The organism is Candidatus Poriferisodalis sp. (genome assembly GCF_965221945.1).
Lineage (GTDB): Bacteria > Actinomycetota > Acidimicrobiia > Acidimicrobiales > Poriferisodalaceae > Poriferisodalis.
This window is the reverse complement of sequence record NZ_OZ244925.1, coordinates 3220107-3239148: the sequence shown is the minus strand read 5'-3', so window position 1 is coordinate 3239148 and position 19042 is coordinate 3220107. Positions and strand designations below refer to the sequence as shown.

At 66.4% G+C, this 19042-nt stretch carries 16 protein-coding genes; 15 read left to right on the top strand and 1 reads right to left on the bottom strand.

The genetic code is table 11. The features are described 5' to 3' along the window. Window positions 1-141 precede the first annotated feature (141 nt). The 12 genes from dnaK (at window position 142) to purQ (ending at window position 13552) form a co-directional block, all read left to right on the top strand. Complete coding sequence (gene dnaK / locus ACOQPH_RS15245) at window positions 142-1959, top strand: molecular chaperone DnaK (RefSeq protein ID WP_420622190.1); 1818 nt, start codon at window positions 142-144, stop codon at window positions 1957-1959. Next, window positions 1956-2618 carry a nucleotide exchange factor GrpE gene (locus ACOQPH_RS15240; RefSeq protein WP_420622189.1) on the top strand — a complete coding sequence of 221 codons (663 nt, stop codon included), beginning with the start codon at window positions 1956-1958 and terminating at the stop codon, window positions 2616-2618. The genes dnaK and ACOQPH_RS15240 overlap by 4 nt, the downstream gene beginning before the upstream one ends. A gap of 9 nt (window positions 2619-2627) precedes the next feature. Further along, a complete protein-coding gene (locus ACOQPH_RS15235; RefSeq protein WP_420622188.1) occupies window positions 2628-3695 on the top strand; it encodes a DnaJ C-terminal domain-containing protein in 1068 nt (355 codons plus the stop codon). A gap of 25 nt (window positions 3696-3720) precedes the next feature. Beyond that, the gene (locus ACOQPH_RS15230; protein WP_420622187.1) at window positions 3721-4155 is read left to right on the top strand and encodes a heat shock protein transcriptional repressor HspR; all 435 of its coding nucleotides are present in this window, start codon (window positions 3721-3723) and stop codon (window positions 4153-4155) included. A 122-nt stretch (window positions 4156-4277) separates the two neighbouring features. Further along, window positions 4278-6857 (top strand): ATP-dependent Clp protease ATP-binding subunit, encoded by a 2580-nt coding sequence (locus tag ACOQPH_RS15225; RefSeq protein ID WP_420624365.1) that lies wholly within the window; start codon window positions 4278-4280, stop codon window positions 6855-6857. A gap of 137 nt (window positions 6858-6994) precedes the next feature. Then, window positions 6995-8275, top strand: a complete 1281-nt coding sequence (locus ACOQPH_RS15220) for an adenylosuccinate synthase (RefSeq protein WP_420622186.1) — start codon at window positions 6995-6997, stop codon at window positions 8273-8275. 14 nt (window positions 8276-8289) lie between these two features. Beyond that, window positions 8290-9558 carry a phosphoribosylamine--glycine ligase gene (gene purD / locus ACOQPH_RS15215; protein ID WP_420622185.1) on the top strand — a complete coding sequence of 423 codons (1269 nt, stop codon included), beginning with the start codon at window positions 8290-8292 and terminating at the stop codon, window positions 9556-9558. A 184-nt stretch (window positions 9559-9742) separates the two neighbouring features. After that, on the top strand, window positions 9743-10189 hold the full coding sequence (gene purE, locus ACOQPH_RS15210; protein WP_420622184.1) for a 5-(carboxyamino)imidazole ribonucleotide mutase: 447 nt from the start codon (window positions 9743-9745) through the stop codon (window positions 10187-10189). Between the two features lie 61 nt (window positions 10190-10250). Next, window positions 10251-11627, top strand: a complete 1377-nt coding sequence (gene purB / locus ACOQPH_RS15205; protein ID WP_420624364.1) for an adenylosuccinate lyase — start codon at window positions 10251-10253, stop codon at window positions 11625-11627. 91 nt (window positions 11628-11718) lie between these two features. Continuing rightward, on the top strand, window positions 11719-12582 hold the full coding sequence (locus tag ACOQPH_RS15200; protein ID WP_420624363.1) for a phosphoribosylaminoimidazolesuccinocarboxamide synthase: 864 nt from the start codon (window positions 11719-11721) through the stop codon (window positions 12580-12582). Next, window positions 12579-12851, top strand: a complete 273-nt coding sequence (purS, locus tag ACOQPH_RS15195) for a phosphoribosylformylglycinamidine synthase subunit PurS (protein ID WP_420622183.1) — start codon at window positions 12579-12581, stop codon at window positions 12849-12851. The genes ACOQPH_RS15200 and purS overlap by 4 nt, the downstream gene beginning before the upstream one ends. Further along, complete coding sequence (gene purQ / locus ACOQPH_RS15190; protein ID WP_420622182.1) at window positions 12848-13552, top strand: phosphoribosylformylglycinamidine synthase subunit PurQ; 705 nt, start codon at window positions 12848-12850, stop codon at window positions 13550-13552. Before purS ends, purQ begins: the two co-directional genes overlap by 4 nt. A 51-nt stretch (window positions 13553-13603) precedes the next feature. On the opposite strand, the gene ACOQPH_RS15185 is transcribed toward purQ, so the two are convergent. Continuing rightward, a complete protein-coding gene (locus ACOQPH_RS15185; protein ID WP_420622181.1) occupies window positions 13604-13990 on the bottom strand; it encodes a hypothetical protein in 387 nt (128 codons plus the stop codon). 77 nt (window positions 13991-14067) lie between these two features. On the opposite strand from ACOQPH_RS15185, the gene purL reads away from it, so the two are divergent. From purL to purM, 3 genes are read left to right on the top strand one after another with little or no spacing between them, the layout of a single operon-like run. Further along, window positions 14068-16398 (top strand): phosphoribosylformylglycinamidine synthase subunit PurL, encoded by a 2331-nt coding sequence (gene purL, locus ACOQPH_RS15180; protein WP_420622180.1) that lies wholly within the window; start codon window positions 14068-14070, stop codon window positions 16396-16398. Next, the gene (gene purF / locus ACOQPH_RS15175) at window positions 16395-17942 is read left to right on the top strand and encodes an amidophosphoribosyltransferase (protein ID WP_420622179.1); all 1548 of its coding nucleotides are present in this window, start codon (window positions 16395-16397) and stop codon (window positions 17940-17942) included. The genes purL and purF overlap by 4 nt, the downstream gene beginning before the upstream one ends. Then, window positions 17939-19036, top strand: a complete 1098-nt coding sequence (purM, locus tag ACOQPH_RS15170) for a phosphoribosylformylglycinamidine cyclo-ligase (protein WP_420622178.1) — start codon at window positions 17939-17941, stop codon at window positions 19034-19036. Before purF ends, purM begins: the two co-directional genes overlap by 4 nt. Window positions 19037-19042: the final 6 nt, after the last annotated feature.

The window sequence follows — 19042 nt, the reverse complement described above, 5'->3', positions numbered from 1 at the left end:
CAGCCTTCGGGAGCCCCAGGTCCAAAGCGTCACTTAAGGAAGTTGCTAATGGTACACTCAAGTTATATGCTTGCCGTAGTCAACTTATCGATATTCCGGCCCGAACCGGCGCTGGGATGACTCATTACGAAAGGCACAACGATGCCCAAGGCTGTCGGAATCGACCTGGGAACCACGAACTCGGTGGTGGCTGCGATGGAGGGCGGCGAGCCTGCCGTCATCGCCAACGCCGAGGGTGATCGCACGACGCCATCCGTTGTGGCCTTTGCCCGCAACGGCGAGGTATTGACCGGCGAGGTCGCCAAGCGGCAGGCGGTCACGAACCCCGACCGGACCGTTGCCTCGGTCAAGCGGCACATGGGCACCACCTGGGGCAAGAACATCGATGACAAGAACTACACGCCGCAAGAGATCTCGGCGCGCGTACTGCAGAAGCTGAAGCTCGACGCCGAGCAATACCTCGGCGACACCGTGACCGAGGCGGTGATCACCGTACCGGCGTACTTCGACGACGCGCAGCGGACCGCCACCACCGAGGCCGGCAAGATCGCCGGGCTCTACGTACTGCGCATCATCAACGAGCCCACGGCTGCCGCGCTGGCGTACGGCCTCGACAAGGAGACCGACGACCAGACGATCCTGGTGTTCGACCTCGGGGGCGGCACCTTCGACGTCTCAGTGCTGGAGATCGGCGACGGCGTCTTCGAGGTGAAGTCCACCGCGGGCGACACCCACCTCGGCGGCGACGACTGGGACACTGCGGTGGTGGCGTGGCTGGTGGCGTCGTTCAAGGGCGATCACGGAGTCGACCTGAGCACCGATGCCATGGCATGCCAGCGGCTGCGGGAGGCGGCCGAGCAGGCCAAGAAGGACTTGTCGTCCAAGCAGACCACCCAGATCAACCTGCCGTTCATCACTGCAACCGACAGCGGTCCGCTCCATCTCGATTACGAGCTGACCCGAGCCAAGTTCGAAGAGCTGACCTTCGACCTGCTGAAGCGCTGCCGGTCGCCGTTCGAGCAGGCCATCACCGACGCAGGCCTCGCAAAGACCGACATCGACCACGTGATCCTGGTGGGCGGCTCCACGCGCATGCCTGCCGTGCAGAAGCTGGTGACTGAGCTCACTGGCCGCGAGCCCCACAAGGGCGTGAACCCCGACGAGGTGGTCTCGGTTGGCGCAGCGATCCAGGCCGGGGTGCTGAAGGGCGAGGTCACTGACGTTCTGCTGCTCGACGTCACGCCGCTGAGCCTCGGCATCGAGACCAAGGGCGGTGTGATGACGCGGCTCATCGAGCGCAACACCACAATCCCCACGCGCCGGTCGGAGATGTTCACCACCGCCGAAGACGGCCAGCCGTCGGTGGAGATCCACGTGTTGCAGGGCGAGCGGGAGATGGCCGCGGGCAACAAGACGCTGGGCAAGTTCCAGCTGGTGGGCCTGCCGCCGGCACCGCGGGGCGTGCCGCAGATCGAGGTGGCATTCGACATTGATGCGAACGGCATTGTCCACGTCTCTGCGAAGGACAGCGCAACCAGCAAGGAGCAGTCGATCACCATCACTGGGCAGTCGGCCATGTCGCCCGACGAGATTGAGCGGATGGTGTCCGACGCCGAAGCGCATGCCGCCGAGGACGCTCGCCGACGTGAAGAGGCCGAGGTGCGCAACAACGCGGACACGCTCGTGTACCAGACCCGCAAGCTGCTCGATGAGCAAGGTGACAGCATTGCTGCGCAGGACAAAGAACCAGTGGAGTCCGCTCTGGCGGCTGCCAACGAGGTGCTGGAGAGCGACGACCTCGACGCGATCCGGTCGGCAACCGAGACGCTTGCTGCCGCCAGCGGCGCCTTCAGCCAGAAGCTGTACGAGGCGGCGGCCGCGACCGCCTCTGGGGGCGCTGACGGTGCCGGATCCGACGACGATGTCGTTGACGCGGAGATCGTTGACGAGGAGAAGTGAGCCCCTCAACGTCCCAGCCGGTTCCGGCCGCCGATGAGCCCGCGCCGCATCTTGACGGCAGCGAGCACGAGATGCCGAACGATGACGTTGCCGATGAGCCCGCGCGCATCGATGCGGAGGCCCCCGATTTGGCTGCCCAGCTCGAGGCCGCGACGGCTGAGCGCAACGACTATCTGGATCAGCTGCAACGCCAGCGAGCGGAGTTCCAGAACTTCCGACGACGGGTCGAAGCAGAGCGACGCCAACAGGTGTCTGCTGGAGTCAGTCGTCTGGTCGAATCGCTGCTGCCAGTGCTCGACGGGTGCGCCGCGGCCACCGCGCAGGGCCACAGCGAAGTGGCAGCCGTGGGTCAGGCGCTCATGGTGGCTTTGGGCAAGGCAGGTCTCGAACGCATCGATGCAGTCGGGGAGCCGTTCGATCCCACCCAGCATGAGGCCGTGACCATCGAGGTGGCACCCGACCCAGATCCTGATCCCGACGAGGACGGCTCCGGCAATGGCGAGACATCCGGCGAGACAGCGGGGCCCGATGGTGCGGATCCGACCGCATCCGACGATCGCAACGACCACTACCAGGTAGTGACCGAGGAGTTGCGCAGCGGGTTCCGTTTCGACGGTCGCGTGCTGCGTGCCGCCATGGTCAAGGTGCGCACGGCGTAGGGAACGACGATGGACCCACGACGCGAGTGGTTCGAGACCGACTACTACGCGCTCTTGGGAGTTTCGCCTGATGCGTCGGATAAGGACATCACCAAGGCCTACCGGAAGCTCGCACGCAAGCACCACCCTGATTCGAGCGATGGCGACGAAGAGCGCTTCAAGCAGATCTCCGCGGCGTACGACGTCATCGGGGACTCCTCGAAGCGGGCCGCCTACGACGAGGCCCGTCGCATGGGTCCCGCAGGGTTCGGTCCCCAGATGGGCGGCTTCGCATCGGGGCCCGGCGGCTTCAGCATCCGAATCGAGGACTTGGGCGACCTGGGCGGCATCTTCGGCCACCTGTTCGGCGACGGCCGCGGGCGAACGGGCCGCGGCGGACCGATGCCGATGCGGGGACAGGATCTTGAGACGCGCGTTGGCGTCTCGTTCCGCGACGCAGTCGAAGGCGCGATCACCGAGGTCGCCGTGCCGGACTCGTCGTCGGGCGGCATGCGCAAGGTGAAGGTACGCATCCCTGCCGGCGTCGACGATGGCGACAGGATCCGGCTGGCCGGCAATGGGTCGCCGGGTTCAGGCGGCGGACCGAATGGCGATCTCTTCGTGATCGTCGACGTCGCGCCCGATGCCGATTTCGACCGGGACGGTCGCAACTTGACCGTCAGCGTGCCGATAACTTTTCCAGAAGCAGTGTTCGGCGCGGACGTGCGAGTGCTGGATTTCAGCGGAGACTCGGTCACGTTGCGCATCCCGCCGGGGACACCGTCGGGAAAGACCTTCCGGGTGCGCGGCCGCGGCGTCAAGACGCGCCGTGGCACCGGCGATCTGCTGGTGAGCGTCGAGATCGCCGTGCCGACGAAGCTGTCTGGCGCCGAGCAGGCTGCCGTCGAGGCGCTGCGCGACGTCACCGACTTTGAGGGAGCCTCGGGCCGGCGTCAGCGCAATGCGGATCCGGCACCGGCCACGCTCGCAGATGGCGAGCCGTCAGCCAACCGCTCCAACAGTCACGTCGCCAGCGGCGACAGCAACGCTGCTGGGACGACCGACACGAACTCCGATACCGCAGGAGTCACGCCGTAGGACTCAGGCCTCAAGGAAAGCTGCCATGAGCAACCAACCCCGCCCCAACCAACCAAGCCGCAAGCCATCGGCATCGGAACGCAACCGGGCGCTGTACGTCATCTCGGTAGCGGCCGAGCTCGCCGGGGTGCATGCTCAGACGCTGCGGATCTACGAACGAAAGGGTCTGCTGGCGCCGGCGCGCACCTCGGGCGGCAGCCGCCGCTACAGCGACCGCGATATCGCCATGCTCGACCGCATCAGCCAGCTCACCAGCGAGGGTCTCAACCTGGCTGGTGTCAAGCGAGTGCTGGAGCTGGAGGAGCGTGTGGCGTTGCTGGAACGCCGGCTGGCCGAAGCTCAAGCCGAGACAGCGGCCCTCGTGGCCGAGACACACCGCCATTACCGGCGTGACCTGGTGCCGCTGCCGCCGACCGATCTCATCCGGCGACCCGGTCCGGGGCCGGCCGCATCCACCTGAGGCTGCACCGGAGCTTTCCCCGATGTATCACTTGCCGAGTCAACAAAGTTGAGTGGATTAATATCAATTAATCTGCTAGTCTAGGACTCATGAATCACGACGCAGATCCTCGTAACCGCCCTCTGCCGTCCAGCCCGCTGACGCACAAGTGCCAGGAGGCACTGGCTGGCGCAGTTGCTAGCGCACAGAGCCAGGGCCACCCGGAGGTCACGAGCGCACACCTGATGGCAGCTCTGGTCTCTCAACCCAAAGGCCTGGTGCTCCCGTTGCTCACCCGCGCCGGCATCGAGCCGGTCGCCGTGCGTGCCCGTGCGACCGAGGCGCTCGGGCGTCTGCCGCGCAGCTTCAGCACGCAGCCGCAGTCGCCGCCCGGACTTGCCCGCGAGCTGACTGAGACGCTGCAGGCAGCCGACGCGGAACGCGCCCAGATGGGCGACGACTACCTGTCCACCGAGCACCTGTTGCTGGCGCTCGCTGACGATCTCGAAGCAGATCGTGACGTGCTGGCGAACCTGGTCGGCGAGTTGCGCGGCAGCACGCGGATGACGTCGCCGACTCCCGAGAATTCCTATGCCGCGCTCGAGCGGTTCGGGCGCGACCTCACCGCAGATGCTCGCGACGACAAGCTCGATCCGGTCATCGGTCGCGACGACGAGATCCGCCGGGTCATCGGGGTGCTGTCGAGGCGCACCAAGAACAACCCAGTGCTCATCGGCGAGTCGGGCGTCGGCAAGACGGCCATCGTGGAGGGTTTGGCCCGTCGCATCGCCGAAGGCGACGTGCCCGAGGGTTTGCGAGACAAGCGGGTCGTGGCCCTCGATCTGGCCGCCATAGTGGCGGGGGCCAAGTACCGCGGCGAGTTCGAGGAACGGCTCGAAGCCGTGCTCAACGAGATCGTCGAATCCGACGGTGAGATCATCACGTTCCTCGACGAAGTGCACACGCTGGTGGGCGCCGGCGCCGGCGGCGACAGCTCGCTCGACGCCGCCAACATGGCAAAGCCCATGCTGGCGCGCGGCCAGCTGCGTCTTGTCGGCGCGACGACGCTCGACGAGTACCGCCAGCACATTGAGGATGACGCGGCACTTGAGCGGCGCTTCGCGCCCGTCTACGTGGGCGAACCGTCGGTGACCGACGCAGTGGCGATCCTGCGTGGGCTGAAGGAGCGCTACGAGGTGTACCACGGTGTGCGCATCACCGATGCAGCGCTGGTAGCGGCGGTCGCCCTGTCGGATCGATACCTGCGGGAGCGTTTCCTTCCCGACAAGGCAATCGACCTCATGGACGAGGCCGCCAGCCGCTTGCGCATCGAGATCGACTCGGTGCCGCTCGAAATCGACGTGTGCGAGCGGCGCATCCGTCAGCTGGAAATCGAAGAGCTGGCGTTGAGCGGCGATGAGAAGTCGGACCAGCCCGGCGGCGCCCGGCGCCGCGACAACCAGCGCAGAAACGACATTGCGGAGGAGCTGGCATCTGAGCGCGAGCGGGTGGCTGCGCTCAAGGCGCACTGGCAGGCAGAAAAGGAAGCCATCGGCGAGATCCGCGCGCTGAAATCCGAGGCGGAGTCGCTCGCTGCCCAGGTGGATCGCGAAACCAACCTCGAACGGGCGGCGGAGATCCGTTTCGGTCAGCTGCCCGAAGTGAATCGCCGGCTCGACGAGGCCGCCGACGAGCTCGCACGGCTGCAGGCCGAAAAGCGAATCCTGCGCGAAGAAGTGGACGCGAGCGACATTGCCGAGGTCGTCTCGCGCTGGACCGGCGTCGCCACCAGCCGGCTGCTCGAAGGCGAGGCGCACAGGCTGACTCACCTCGAATCCACGCTCGCCGGCCGGGTCGTGGGCCAGCGCCATGCAGTCGCCGCAGTCTCGAACGCCATCCGCCGCAGCCGCGCCGGGCTGAGCGAACCGGATCGGCCCATCGGCAGTTTCCTGTTCCTGGGCCCGACCGGCGTCGGGAAGACCGAGCTGGCGCGAGCGCTGGCCGAGGCACTGTTCGACGACGAGCGTGCGATGATCCGTATCGACATGTCCGAGTACCTCGAACGGCACTCTGTGAGCCGACTGATCGGCGCGCCGCCCGGCTACATCGGCCATGACGACGGCGGCCAGCTGACCGAGGCGGTACGGCGCCGCCCCTATTCGGTGGTCCTGCTCGATGAAATCGAGAAAGCGCATGCCGATGTGTTCGGCGTGCTGCTGCAGGTGCTCGACGATGGGCGGCTCACCGACGGTCAAGGCCGCACCGTGGACTTCTCCAACGTGGTGCTCATCATGACCTCGAACCTGGCAGTCGACCCCGCCGAGTTCTTCGCCCCGGAGTTCATCAATCGCGTCGACGAGATTCTGCGATTCGATGCGCTCAGCCGCCGCGATGTGGCTGCCATTGCCGAACTGCAACTGGAGATCCTGCGCACTCGCCTCGCCGATCGCGAGATCACGTTGCAAGTGACGAAAGCCGCGGCCGAGCTGCTGTCGGGCCGTGGGTACGACCCCGCCTACGGCGCCCGACCGCTTCGACGGCTGATCCAGCGCGAGTTGACCGACCCGCTCGCGGCTGGCCTGCTCGACGGCACGTTGGCCGGCGGCGACACGGTTGTCGTCGACAACGTCGAGGGCTCATTTGGCCTGAGGACGGTTGGGCAGGCGGCCGCCGCCGCTTCGGAGGCCCCCGAAGACGCACTGCCGCTGTTACAAGCCTCCTGAAGGACCCTATCGACAGCAAGAACCGGCTGACGACGGGTGCGCGCTCGTAGGCTGGCTCAGTGACTGGCTTGGTGGCGACTCGCCGACTTGCGCCCGCAACGGCGACCGGGCTTTCGGACACCCTGGCGAGGTAAGCAGTGCCTGGCTCGATCGTCGTAGGAACGCAGTGGGGCGATGAGGGCAAGGGCCGCATCGTCGACATCGTCGCCAAGGAATGCCAGCACGTCGTTCGCTACCAGGGCGGCCACAACGCCGGGCACACGATCGTCGTCGACGGCGAGACCTTCGCCCTGCAGCTCATTCCCAGCGGGGTGCTGTACGACCATGTGACGCCGATCATCGGCAACGGCGTGGTCGTCAACCCGTGGGTGCTGATCGACGAGATCGACATGCTGCAGCGCCGAGGCGTCGACTGCGGCCGGCTCATGCTGAGCCCCGCTGCGCACCTCGTGCTGCCGTACCACCAGATCGCCGACGAACTCGCCGAAGCCCAGCGCGGCGACGCCAAACTCGGCACCACCAAGCGCGGCATCGGGCCTGCGTACGCCGACAAGGCGGCACGGGTCGGATTGCGCGTCGAGGATCTGCTCGAGCCGAAGGCACTACGCGAGCGACTGCTCAGCGTGCTCGCCGATCGCAACTCCTACTTGCAGCGGGTGTTCGACCATCAGGGCGTCGATCCCGATGAGCTGGCCGATCAGCTCATCACCGAGGTGGCGCCCCGACTTACGCCGCTGGTGGGCGACACCGTGGGCTGGCTGCACGAGGCGCTGCATGCGGGTGAGCGCGTGCTGTTCGAGGGCGCCCAGGCCACGTTCTTGGACCTCGACCACGGCACCTACCCCTTCGTCACGTCCTCGAACCCGGTGGCGGGATTCGCGCTGGTCGGCTCGGGCATCGGTCCTGGCGCCATCGACCAGGTCATCGGCATCGCAAAGGCGTACACCACCCGGGTCGGCTCGGGACCGTTCGTGACCGAACTGCACGATGAGATCGGCGACGAATTGGTCGAGCGTGGTGCCGAGTTCGGCACCAACACCGGTCGGCGCCGCCGTTGCGGCTGGTTCGACGCCGTCATGGGTCGTCAAGCAGTGCGGCTCAACGCCTGCACCGAGATCGCGCTCACCAAGCTCGACGTGCTCGACGAGATCGACACGATCAAGGTGTGCGTGGCCTACGAAGTAGACGGTCGCCGCTACGACTACCTGCCGCACCTGCGGTCGCTGTGCGACCGTGCTGAACCGGTCTATGCAACGCTGCCTGGCTGGAAGACACCGCTCGACAAGGTGACTGAGCGGTGGCAGCTGCCCCGGCAGGCCGTGGACTACATCGTTTTCCTCGAACGCCACCTCGGCTTGCCGATCCGGTACGTCTGCGTCGGCCCGGGCCGCGAGCAGTACATCCGCTTCGCGGCCTGAGTCGGGGAGCGTCGATGAAGGTCTGTGTGGTTGGCCAAGGTGGGCGTGAGCACGCGTTCGCGACCACCTTGGGGAGAACGGCCGAGGTGGTCGTCACGCCCGGGAATCCCGGCATCCCGGCGAGTACCGGGACACCCCCGACCGAGATCGATGCGGACCTCTACGTCATCGGGCCGGAGGGTCCGCTGGCAGATGGCCTGGCGGATCGCCTGCGTGCAGACGGCCGGCTGGTATTTGGACCAGGTGCCGACGGTGCCGCGCTGGAGGGATCCAAGGCGTGGATGAAGGAAGTCGTCAGCGCTGCGGGCGTGCCGACCGCGGCCTACGCCACCTTCAACGACGAGCCGGAGCAGCACCGAGCAGCGCATGCCTACCTGGAGACGCTGTACCCGCCATACGTCATCAAGACCAGTGGGCTCGCCGCAGGCAAGGGCGTGCTGGTCACCGAAGAGCTGGCGGAGGCCCACGCTGACGTCGACGCCAAGCTCGACGGCACTGCGTTCGGGGATGCCGGCCGTCGCATCGTCATCGAGGAGGGGCTGCGAGGTCCCGAGGTGTCGCTGTTCGCACTCTGCGATGGCCGCCGTGCGGTGCTGCTGCCCACAGCCGTGCGCGACCACAAGCGCATCGGTGACGGCGACACGGGGCCGAACACCGGCGGCATGGGCTGCGTCTCGCCGCTGGCAGATGTCGATCGGGCAGCCTGCAAGGAGCTGGCCGCGATGGCCTTCGAGCCGACGCTGGCCGAACTGACCCAGCGGGGCGTCGACTACCGCGGTGTGCTGTACGCAGGCTTCATGCTGACGCCCGCCGGGCCGCGCCTGCTGGAGTTCAACGTTCGGTTCGGCGATCCCGAGGCTCAGGTCACGTTGCCGCGCATCGAGAACGATCTCGCTGGACTGCTGGCGTCGGCTGCAGCGGGTGAGCTGACCGACGAGGTCGTCGTGTCCGACGACGCCATGGTGTGCGTCGTCTGCGCCGCTGCGGGCTACCCGGTCGCACCCCGTACCGGCGACGTCATCGAAGGCCTCCAGCGAGCGCGCGAGGTCCCCGGCGTGACGGTGTTGTGCGCAGGAGTCGCGGAGGTGGACGGCCGGGCTTCCCCGGGGGGAACTCTGGTGACAGGAGGCGGCCGGGTGGTGAACGTGTGCGGACGTGGAGCCGACGTGGCGACGGCGCGTGACCGGGCGTACGAAGCTGTTCGATGCATCAGCTGGCCCGGCATGACCTACCGCACTGACATCGCTGCAGCCGAAACCCTGCTCGTCGCTGGCGACCGCTAGTAGCTGTGCACGCGGGTGTGTTTCGGCGCTGCGAGCACGGACTCGGGTATCTCCCTCTTGGGTACTCCGGGCGGCGAGACTTGGATCGACCCGACACTGTTTCATTCGCTATCTCACTCATTGGCTCATTCGCCGGCAGGCAGCGGGCCCACCGCCGCGCAGGACACGTCAGGGGAGCACATCGATGAAGGTCGCAATCTTGATGGGTTCGCCGAACGATGGGCCGAAGATGGAAGCCGCTGCCGAGATGCTCGACCGGTTCGGCGTTGGCCACGTGATCGAAGTGATGAGCGCCCATCGCACGCCAGCAGCCGTGGCGGCGTTCGCTTCGGGAGCACGGGACGCTGGCTTCGCTGCCGTCATCTGCGGCGCGGGAATGGCGGCTCATCTTGCTGGGGTCGTGGCCGCACACACGACTCTGCCGGTGATTGGCGTGCCGCTCAGCGGCGGCCTCGCCGACGGCCTCGACGCGCTGCTGTCCACCGTGCAGATGCCGAAGGGCATTCCTGTCGCGACAGTCGCAGTCAACGGGGCAGCCAACGCTGCGGTGCTCGCCACCGAGATCATGGCGGTGAACGATGAGCAGCTCGCCGCCCGCTTGGCAGAGTTCCGCGGCGCGGGTGCACGGTGAGGCTGACGTGAGCCGAGCCGAGGTCCCCAACTATCTGGCGACACGTTACGCCTCTGCGGAGATGGCCGAGCTGTGGTCGCCCAGGCACAAGGTCATTCTTGAACGCTGGCTGTGGATCGCTGTGCTCGAAGCCCAGCGCGATGCCGGAGTCGACGTTCCCGATGGCGCTCTGGAGGCCTATCGCGAGGTGGCCGACCAGGTTGACCTCGAGTCCATCAACGAGCGCGAGCGGGTCACGCGACACGACGTGAAGGCGCGCATCGAGGAGTTCTGCGCGCTGGCCGGCCACGAACAGATCCATCGCGCCATGACCTCGCGGGATCTCACCGAGAACGTCGAGCAGTGCCAGGTGCGTGAAGCGCTGCAGCTGGTCACCGAGAGGATGGCGGCGTTCATCATGCGCGTTGCCGCTCTGGCGACCGCCCACCGCGATCTCGTGATGACCGCCCGCACCCACAATGTGCCTGCGCAGGCCACCACGCTGGGCAAACGATGGGCCAACGTCGGCACTGAGGCGCTGGTGGCCACCGAACGCCTCGAAGATCTGACAGCCCGCTACCCGCTTCGCGGCCTGCGTGGCCCTGTGGGAACGCAACAGGACCTGCTCGAGCTGCTGGGCGGCGACGCCGAAGCAGTCGACCGTCTGGAGCGCCGCATCGCCCACGAGCTGGGCTTCGCCCGTGTGCTGGGCTCGGCTGGTCAGGTCTATCCCCGCTCGCTCGACCTGGACGTCGTCGCTGCACTCGTGGGCGCCGCCGCCCCGCTGGGCAATCTGGCGCTCAGCGTGCGCCTGATGGTCGGACACGAGCTGGTGACCGAGGGCTTCGCAGAGGGTCAGGTGGGATCGTCGGCGATGCCGCACAAGATGAACACCCGCTCGAGCGAACGCATCAACGGTCTCGTGACCATCCTTCGAGGACACCTGACGATGGCATCGCAATTGGCGGGCGACCAGTGGAACGAGGGCGACGTCAGCTGTTCGGTGGTCCGGCGCGTGGTCCTTCCCGACGCTTTCTTCGCACTCGACGGGGCACTTGAGACAGCGTTCAGCGTCCTGGGCGGCTTTCGCGTGTTTCCCGGACGCGTCTCAGCCGAACTGGACGAGTACCTGCCGTTCCTCGCGACGACTCGCCTGCTGGCCGCGGCGGTCGCGGCAGGTGCTGGCCGGGAGCAAGCGCACGAGCGCATCGGCGCCCACGCGACCGCTGCAGCACTAGCGCTACGCGAGGGAACGGCCGAGCACAACGATCTTGACGAACGCATCGTCGCCGATCCCTCCCTGGCGCTCGACGCCGACGACGTCGCAGCGGCGCTCGCCGATCCGGCCTCGTTCAGCGGCCGCGCTGTCGACCAGGTCGATGCCTTTGTGGCAGCCGCCAGCGAAGTAGCGGAGCGATACCCCGCTGCTGTGACCTACACAGGGGGCGAGGTGCTGTGAGGCTCGCAGCACTGAGCGCACCGAACAGTTGGATCTCGAAGGGAGCACAGTGAGCGAGCTTGAGTTGGTCCACCGCGGCAAGGTGCGCGAGATGTACTTCGTCGACGACAGGCACCTCTTGATGGTCGCAAGCGATCGCATTTCGGCATTTGATGTCGTGTTCACAGAACCAGTGCCCGACAAGGGCCGCGTGCTGACCGCCATGACGGCCTGGTGGTCGTACTGGCTCGGTGACATAGCGCCGACCCACGTGGTCTCCAGCGACCCGGCCGACTTTCCGGCGGCCGCACGTCGGAGCGAGTGGATCGGCCGCTCGCTCCTGGTCCGCCGGGCGGAGATGCTGCCGATCGAGTGCATTGTGCGCGGCTACATCACAGGTTCGGCGTGGAAGGAATACCGGGAGCACGGCACGATGCATGATGAGCCGTTGCCGGCTGGGTTGCTCGAATCGCAACAGCTTCCCGAACCAGTCTTCACACCATCGACCAAGGCCACTGATGGGCATGACGTCAACATCTCGTTTGCCGCGGCCGCCGACTTGGTCGGAGCCGAATCGGCTGAGGCCGCGCGCCGGATATGCGTCGATGCGTACAGCACTGCGGCCGCCCATGCGTTCGAGCGAGACATCATCATCGCCGACACCAAGTTCGAGTTGGGCTTTGTCGACGGCTCGCTGGTCATCGCCGACGAATGGCTGACACCCGATTCGTCTCGTTTCTGGCCCAAGGCCCACCACAAGCCCGGCGCAACGCCCCCGTCGCTCGACAAGCAGCCGGTTCGAGATGCCACCGAGGCCACCGGCTGGAACAAGGAGCCACCGCCCCCGCCGCTGCCCGACGATGTGGTCGCTGCCACACGCGCTCGGTACATCGAGGCGTACGAGACATTGACCGGCGAGTCATTCGAGGACTGGGTGGCACAGCCAGGCGTCTTGGCGGAAGCCACCGCTTCATGAAGCGCTGGGACGTCTTGGTAGAGGTATCGCCTCGAGCTGAGATCGCCGACCCGGCCGGATCCACGATCGAACGCGCATTGGCGGCGCTGGGTTTTGGCGGCGTCAGCGGCGTCAGGGTCGGCAAGGCCATCCGCATGGAGCTCTTGGCGGCAGACGCGGTCGAGGCGCGGATGGTGACGGAGCAGATGTGCGACCGCCTGCTGGCGAATCCGGTGATCGAAGATGCCCGTATCGAATTGCGTGCCGCGGAGCAGGATCGCGGCACGTGAGCGTCACCGTCGGCGTCGTCCGATTTCCCGGCACGAATTGCGATCTCGACACACTCGATGCGTTGGAGGAGTTGGGGACGAAGACCGAATTGCTGCGGAGTGACGACACGTCGCTGCAAGGTGTTGACGCAGTCGTGATACCGGGAGGATTCGCGCACGGCGATTACCTCCGAACCGGAGCAATCGCTCGATTCTCGCCGATTATGGACGCTGTGGCGTTGTTCGCGAGCGCTGGTGGTCCCGTCGTCGGCATCTGCAATGGATTCCAAGTGTTGACCGAAGCAGGCCTACTCCCCGGGGCTCTGCGTCCGAATGCCGGGCTCTCCTTTCTGTGTCAACCGCAGCAGGTCGCCATGGCTTCCGTGAACCATGTGCTCGGGCATGGGTTGGCACTGTCGGAAGAACTGAGCATTCCGATCAACCACTTCGAAGGCAACTACGTGTGTGATCCCGCGACTTTGCAGCGTTTGCACGACAATGACCAAGTAGTGATGCGATACATCGGCAACCCGAATGGATCGGTGGACGATATCGCCGGAATCTGCAGCGAATCTCGCAATGTCGTGGGCCTCATGCCCCACCCAGAACGCGCTACTTCCGAGCTATTGGGCTCAACAGATGGGACCAGACTGCTCAATGCGTTGCTGCACGCGGCAAGCACCTGCCAACTGACGAGCGCCACACGGCTTGAAGAGGAGTAATAGGTACTATGATCCAAGCTTCTTGCGCTGTGGCTGGGATGGTCTGAAGTGTCAGCCGCCCCGTGTGATTCCCGCACGGGCCAGCATTTCTGCTGGGACGCCGAATTCACGCCAAGTGGCGTACTGTATTCCCTTGCGTTGCCCGTAGTTGACGGCGTGGGTGACAAAGCCCTCTTCGACGGAAGCCATATCGGGTTCGACCTGCAACGCCTCAATAGCCGCTTCAACGTCCCGGCGTTCTTGCATCAAGAGCAGGCGCTTGATCGGCTTTGCCTCGGCAATCTGGGTATCAATTGCGTCCTTCTTGGCATTCAACGACTCGGTGCTCTGTCGGCGACCCGGCCGCGGCCGATGCGTTTCGAGGGCCTCAAGATAGTCGCGCACTGCAGCGGCTTCGATGCGCCCAGCAGCAATTGCAGCCTTGTGCTCGTCGGACATTGTTCGTTCGCTCATGGTGCTTGTATAGCACGTTCGCAACCCAGTTGTATGTCCCAGAGTCGATGTGACCGGTTGATGTGACTGCAGTGTCTCCCACTTCTTCGAGCATTCATGTGGCGCTCGGTCTCACTGACCCTGAATACAACCGCATCTCCGAACTTCTGGACCGCGAGCCAAATCATCTTGAGCTCGCGATGTATGCAGTCATGTGGTCGGAACATTGTTCGTACAAGTCATCGCGTCGGCATCTTGCTCGTTTGCCAACTGAGGCGCCGTGTGTGCTCGTCGGTCCCGGTGAGAACGCGGGGGTAGTCGATGTGGGCGACGGGATCGCCGTTGCATTGCGCATCGAGAGCCATAACCACCCCTCGGCTATCGAGCCGTATCAAGGTGCGGCGACCGGAGTCGGGGGCATCTTGCGCGACATTTTCACCATGGGCGCGCGACCTATTGCCTTAGCCGATCCCTTGCGCGTCGGACCACTTGACGAGCCACGAAGCAATTGGATCGCTGAGGGAATCGTCAGCGGGATATCTGGTTATGGCAATAGCGTCGGTGTTCCCACCATTGTGGGCGAGTTCGTGTCGTGTGAGACCTATCGCGACAATCCGCTCGTCAATGTGGCCGCACTCGGGATCATGCCGACGGAGCGTCTTGTCTTGGGTCGTGCGACCGAAGTGGGCAGCTTGGCTGTCCTGATGGGCGCGAGCACGGGTCGCGATGGAATTGGGGGCGTCAGTGTGCTGGCGTCTGCGGGCTTCGACGAAGGAGTCGACGACACAGCCAAACGGCCGAGCGTTCAGGTCGGCGATCCCTTTGAGGAGAAGCGTCTCATCGAGGCATGCTTGGAGATGCTCGATGCAGGACTCGTCAGCGGAATCCAAGACCTTGGTGGAGCCGGGTTGACCTGCGCCGCGAGCGAGACAGCTTCACGGGGCGGGACCGGCATGGAGGTTGATGTCACCGCGGTGCCGTTGCGCCAAGTCGGCATGGTCCCGTTCGAAATCATGACGTCGGAATCTCAGGAGCGAATGCTGGCGATTGTCTCGCCGGGCAACGTTGATCAGGTGCGCGCGATCTGCGAAGCGTGGGAAGTGACGGCAACGGTCGTCGGGCGTGTGACCGGCGACGGGATGCTGCGTGTGCGCGACGGTGCCGACGGCGAGGTTCTCGCCGAGATTCCTGCCGCCACGTTGCACGACGACGCACCGACGTATGACCGGCCCATGCGGCCGCCCGCCGACATGGCGGCACGCCGGGACGTCGACCCAGCCACCGGCTCGGGCGACGTCAGCCCGGGCGAGTGTGCGGGGGATCTGCTGGCGATGCTGGCGGATCCGCTCTGGGTGTACCGGCAGTACGACCATCAGCTGTTCTGCAACACGGTCGTCGGTCCCGGCCACGACGCCACGCTGCTGCGATTGCGCGACCCCCGCTCCGGCACGCCCACGGGCCGGGGCCTGGCGGTCTCGGTCGACGGCAATCATCGCTGGTGCGATGCTGATCCTGGCCGGGGCACTGCCATGGTCGTGATCGAATCGGCGATGAACCTTGCCTGCGTCGGGGCTGATCCGCTCGCACTCGTGAACTGCCTCAATTTCGGCAATCCGACGCATCCCGAGGTGATGTGGCAGCTGTCAGAGGCCATTGACGGCATGACCGAAGCCTGCGATGCGTTGGGTATACCGGTCGTCGGAGGCAACGTCAGCCTCTACAACGAGACCAACGGCATCAATATCGCTCCGACGCCGGTGGTGTGCATGATCGGTATCCACCCTGAACTCGTGCGGCCGCCGGTCCCCGACAGCTTGCGAGCTGGGACCGAACTCGTGCTCCTGGCTGCGCCCGAGGTTGCGCCCGGCAACATTCGCGGGCCGCAAGCCCCCTCGGCGCAGCCGGTCCCGCTCGGCGGCAGCCGGTGGGCATGGGAACGCCGCCACTGCCGAGACGGGGCGTTGCCGGTGATCGACCTCCCCGGTGCGGTCGCAACCGCCCGCTTCGTGGCCGCAGCGGTGCGGGACAAGCTCATCCAGTTCGCCCACGATGTCTCTGACGGGGGGATTGGGTTGGCCATTGCAGAGATGTGCTGCCGCGGGGGCGCGGGCGTGCAAGCCCGGATCCCGCCGCTTGGAGCATCTGCGCCCGCGGTCCGTACGTTGTTCGCAGAGCCACCGGGTCGCGTCCTGGCGGCCGTCGAAGGGGGTGACGTCGAACGCCTTGCGCGTGTGGCTTCGTCGGCGGGCGTCGAGTGCCGCCGCCTTGGCCGATTCGGCGGATCGAGGGTGCAGATCGGCCGCCGTGGGGAGCCCGGCTACGACATCGACCTTGCGCTCGCCGACACCGTCGCCGGGTGGCGCGGCGCCTTGCCCCAATCGTTCGCGGGGCCGATCGATGGAGCAGCGGCATGAGCGAGGCTCCCGACGAAGGCGTGGATCTCATCAAGCCGCGCGAGGCCTGCGGTGTCTTCGGCGTGTACCTGCCGGGTGGACCGGTCGCTCACCTGTGCTACCTCGGGCTGTACGCACTGCAGCACCGTGGGCAGGAATCGGCCGGCATCGCAGTGTCCGATGGCACGCACATCACGGTGGTGAAGGACATGGGCCTGGTGGCCAGCGCCTTCGACGACCGCGTGCTGGCGGGACTCGAAGGCGACCTCGCCATCGGTCACACCCGCTACTCCACGACGGGTTCCAGCTCGTGGCGGGCGGCGCAGCCGTTCTACCGCGGTCTCGATGGAACCGAGTTCGCCCTGGGTCACAACGGAAACCTCACCAACACGGCTGAGCTGGCGACCTCGTCAGGGATGCTGGACGGCGTCGTCACCAGCGACAGCGACTTGGTCGCTGAGCTGATAGCGCAGCGCGTCACCGCTACCCCGCAGACAACCCGCACCCGGCCGCGCGAGGCGGTGGCCGAGGCGCTGGCACACGTGCTGCCCAGCCTGCGCGGCGGATTCACGTTCGTGGTTGCCGACCGCGACCGCCTGATTGGGGTTCGCGACCCGCACGGCATCTGGCCGTTGTGCGTCGGGCGCCTTGACGGTGGTTGGGTGCTGGCTTCGGAAAATCCCGCGCTGGAGGTTGTCGGGGCATCGTTCGAGCGCGAGATTCAGCCGGGCGAGATGATCATCATCGACGCAGCCGGGTGCCGCTCACTGTGGCCTTTCGCAGGCGGCGGAAGGGCTGGCGAAGGCGCGCCCTCGCGCCTGTGCGTCTTCGAATTCGTGTATTTCTCGCGTCCCGACACCACCCTGGCCGGACAGAACGTCCACGTTGCACGCCAGCGCATGGGGGCCCACCTGGCGACCAATGCGCCAGTCGAGGCCGACTTGGTCATGCCTGTACCCGAATCGGGCATTCCCGCAGCACAGGGCTACGCACGCGCCAGCGGAATTGCCTACGGCGACGGACTGGTCAAGAACCGCTACATCGGTCGCACGTTCATCACTCCGAACCCGCTCGTCCGGTCGCTGGGTGTACGAACGAAGCTAAATCCGATCAGCTCCAACATCGACGGGCGCCGGCTCGTGGTGGTCGACGATTCGATCGTGCGGGGCACCACCACTCGATCCATCGTGGACTTGCTGCGCGGGGCTGGCGCCACCGAGGTGCACCTGCGCATCTCCTCGCCCCCGTACCGCTGGCCGTGCTTCTACGGCATGGACACGGGCACGTCCGATGAGTTGCTGGCGGCGAACCGCGATCTGGAACAGATCGAGGCGTTCCTGGGGGTCGACTCGCTGTCCTACCTCAGCCTCGACCAGCTCATCGAAGCAACCGGCGTGCCGGGCGGCGGTTTCTGCCATGCATGCCTGACGGGTGCATACCCGGTCGAGATTGGCGCTCAGGCACGAGCGGAAGTCTTCGGCGGCGGCGCCAGCGAGCCCAGCCGCTCGCTCATCGCGACGGGCAGCGTACAACCGGCCGCCGTCGCGGGATCCGTCGCGGGATGACAGACGAACCTGTCGCCACGCCTGCCGGCATCACCGCGGCCAGCGACACGGGGCCGTTGACGTATGAGACAGCAGGGGTGAGCATCGCAGCCGGCGACGAAGCGGTCCGCCGATTGGCGCCGCACGCTCGCAGCACGTTCCGGCCAGAAGTGCTGAGCGACATCGGGGCCTTCGGCGCGGTCACGGCGCTGCCGGACGGCTTCACCGAACCGGTGCTGGTGAGTGCGAACGACGGTGCCGGCACCAAGCCGCTCATCGCCGCGGCGCTTGGCCGCTGGGACACCATCGGGATCGATGTGGTGGCCATGTGCGTCGACGACATCGTCACGCTCGGCGCGCAGCCCTTGCTGTTCCACGATCAGATCACTGCGGGGCGACTCGAGCCCGATGTCGTCGAGGCGATTGTGTCCGGCTTGGCGGCCGGCTGCCGCAGCGCCGGCTGTGCCCTGGTCGGTGGCGAGCTAGCGGAGCATCCCGATGCGCTCGCACCCGGAGAGGTTGACATCGCCGGCTTCGCTGTGGGCGTCGCCGAGCGCGCGCGGCTGCCTCGACCGCTCACCGGGGAACCCGCTGTGCTCGTTGGGCTGGCATCGGGCGGGTTGCGATGCAACGGCTACAGCCTCGCCCGCCGCGTCCTGCTCGGCAGCCCGCCCGAGCCGGGCCTGCTCGATGCGCCGGCTTGGCCAGGTGCCGATCGCACGCTGGGCGACGAGCTGCTGGCGCCGTCGGTCATCTACGCCCCGACGGTGCTAGCGCTCTTCACCGAGTGCGATGCTCGTGGGGCCGCCCACATCACGGGCGGGGGACTGGCCGCCAACGTGGCGCGCATGCTGGGACCCGCCGCCGACGCCGTGGTCCGGCGCGGCACCTGGCCGGCGCCGACCATCTTCAGCCACATCGCCAGCACCGGACCGGTGATGCCTTCGGAGATGGAACGCGTCTTCAACCTGGGGATCGGCATGGTGGTTGCTGTGCCGCCTTCACAAGCAGATGCTGCGGTCGCCACGGCTCACGCTGCGGGCTACGAGGCTTGGATGATCGGCGAAATCGGGCCTGGTACCGGCACCGCCCGCCTCGTCAACCCTGATACCTAGCCGGCG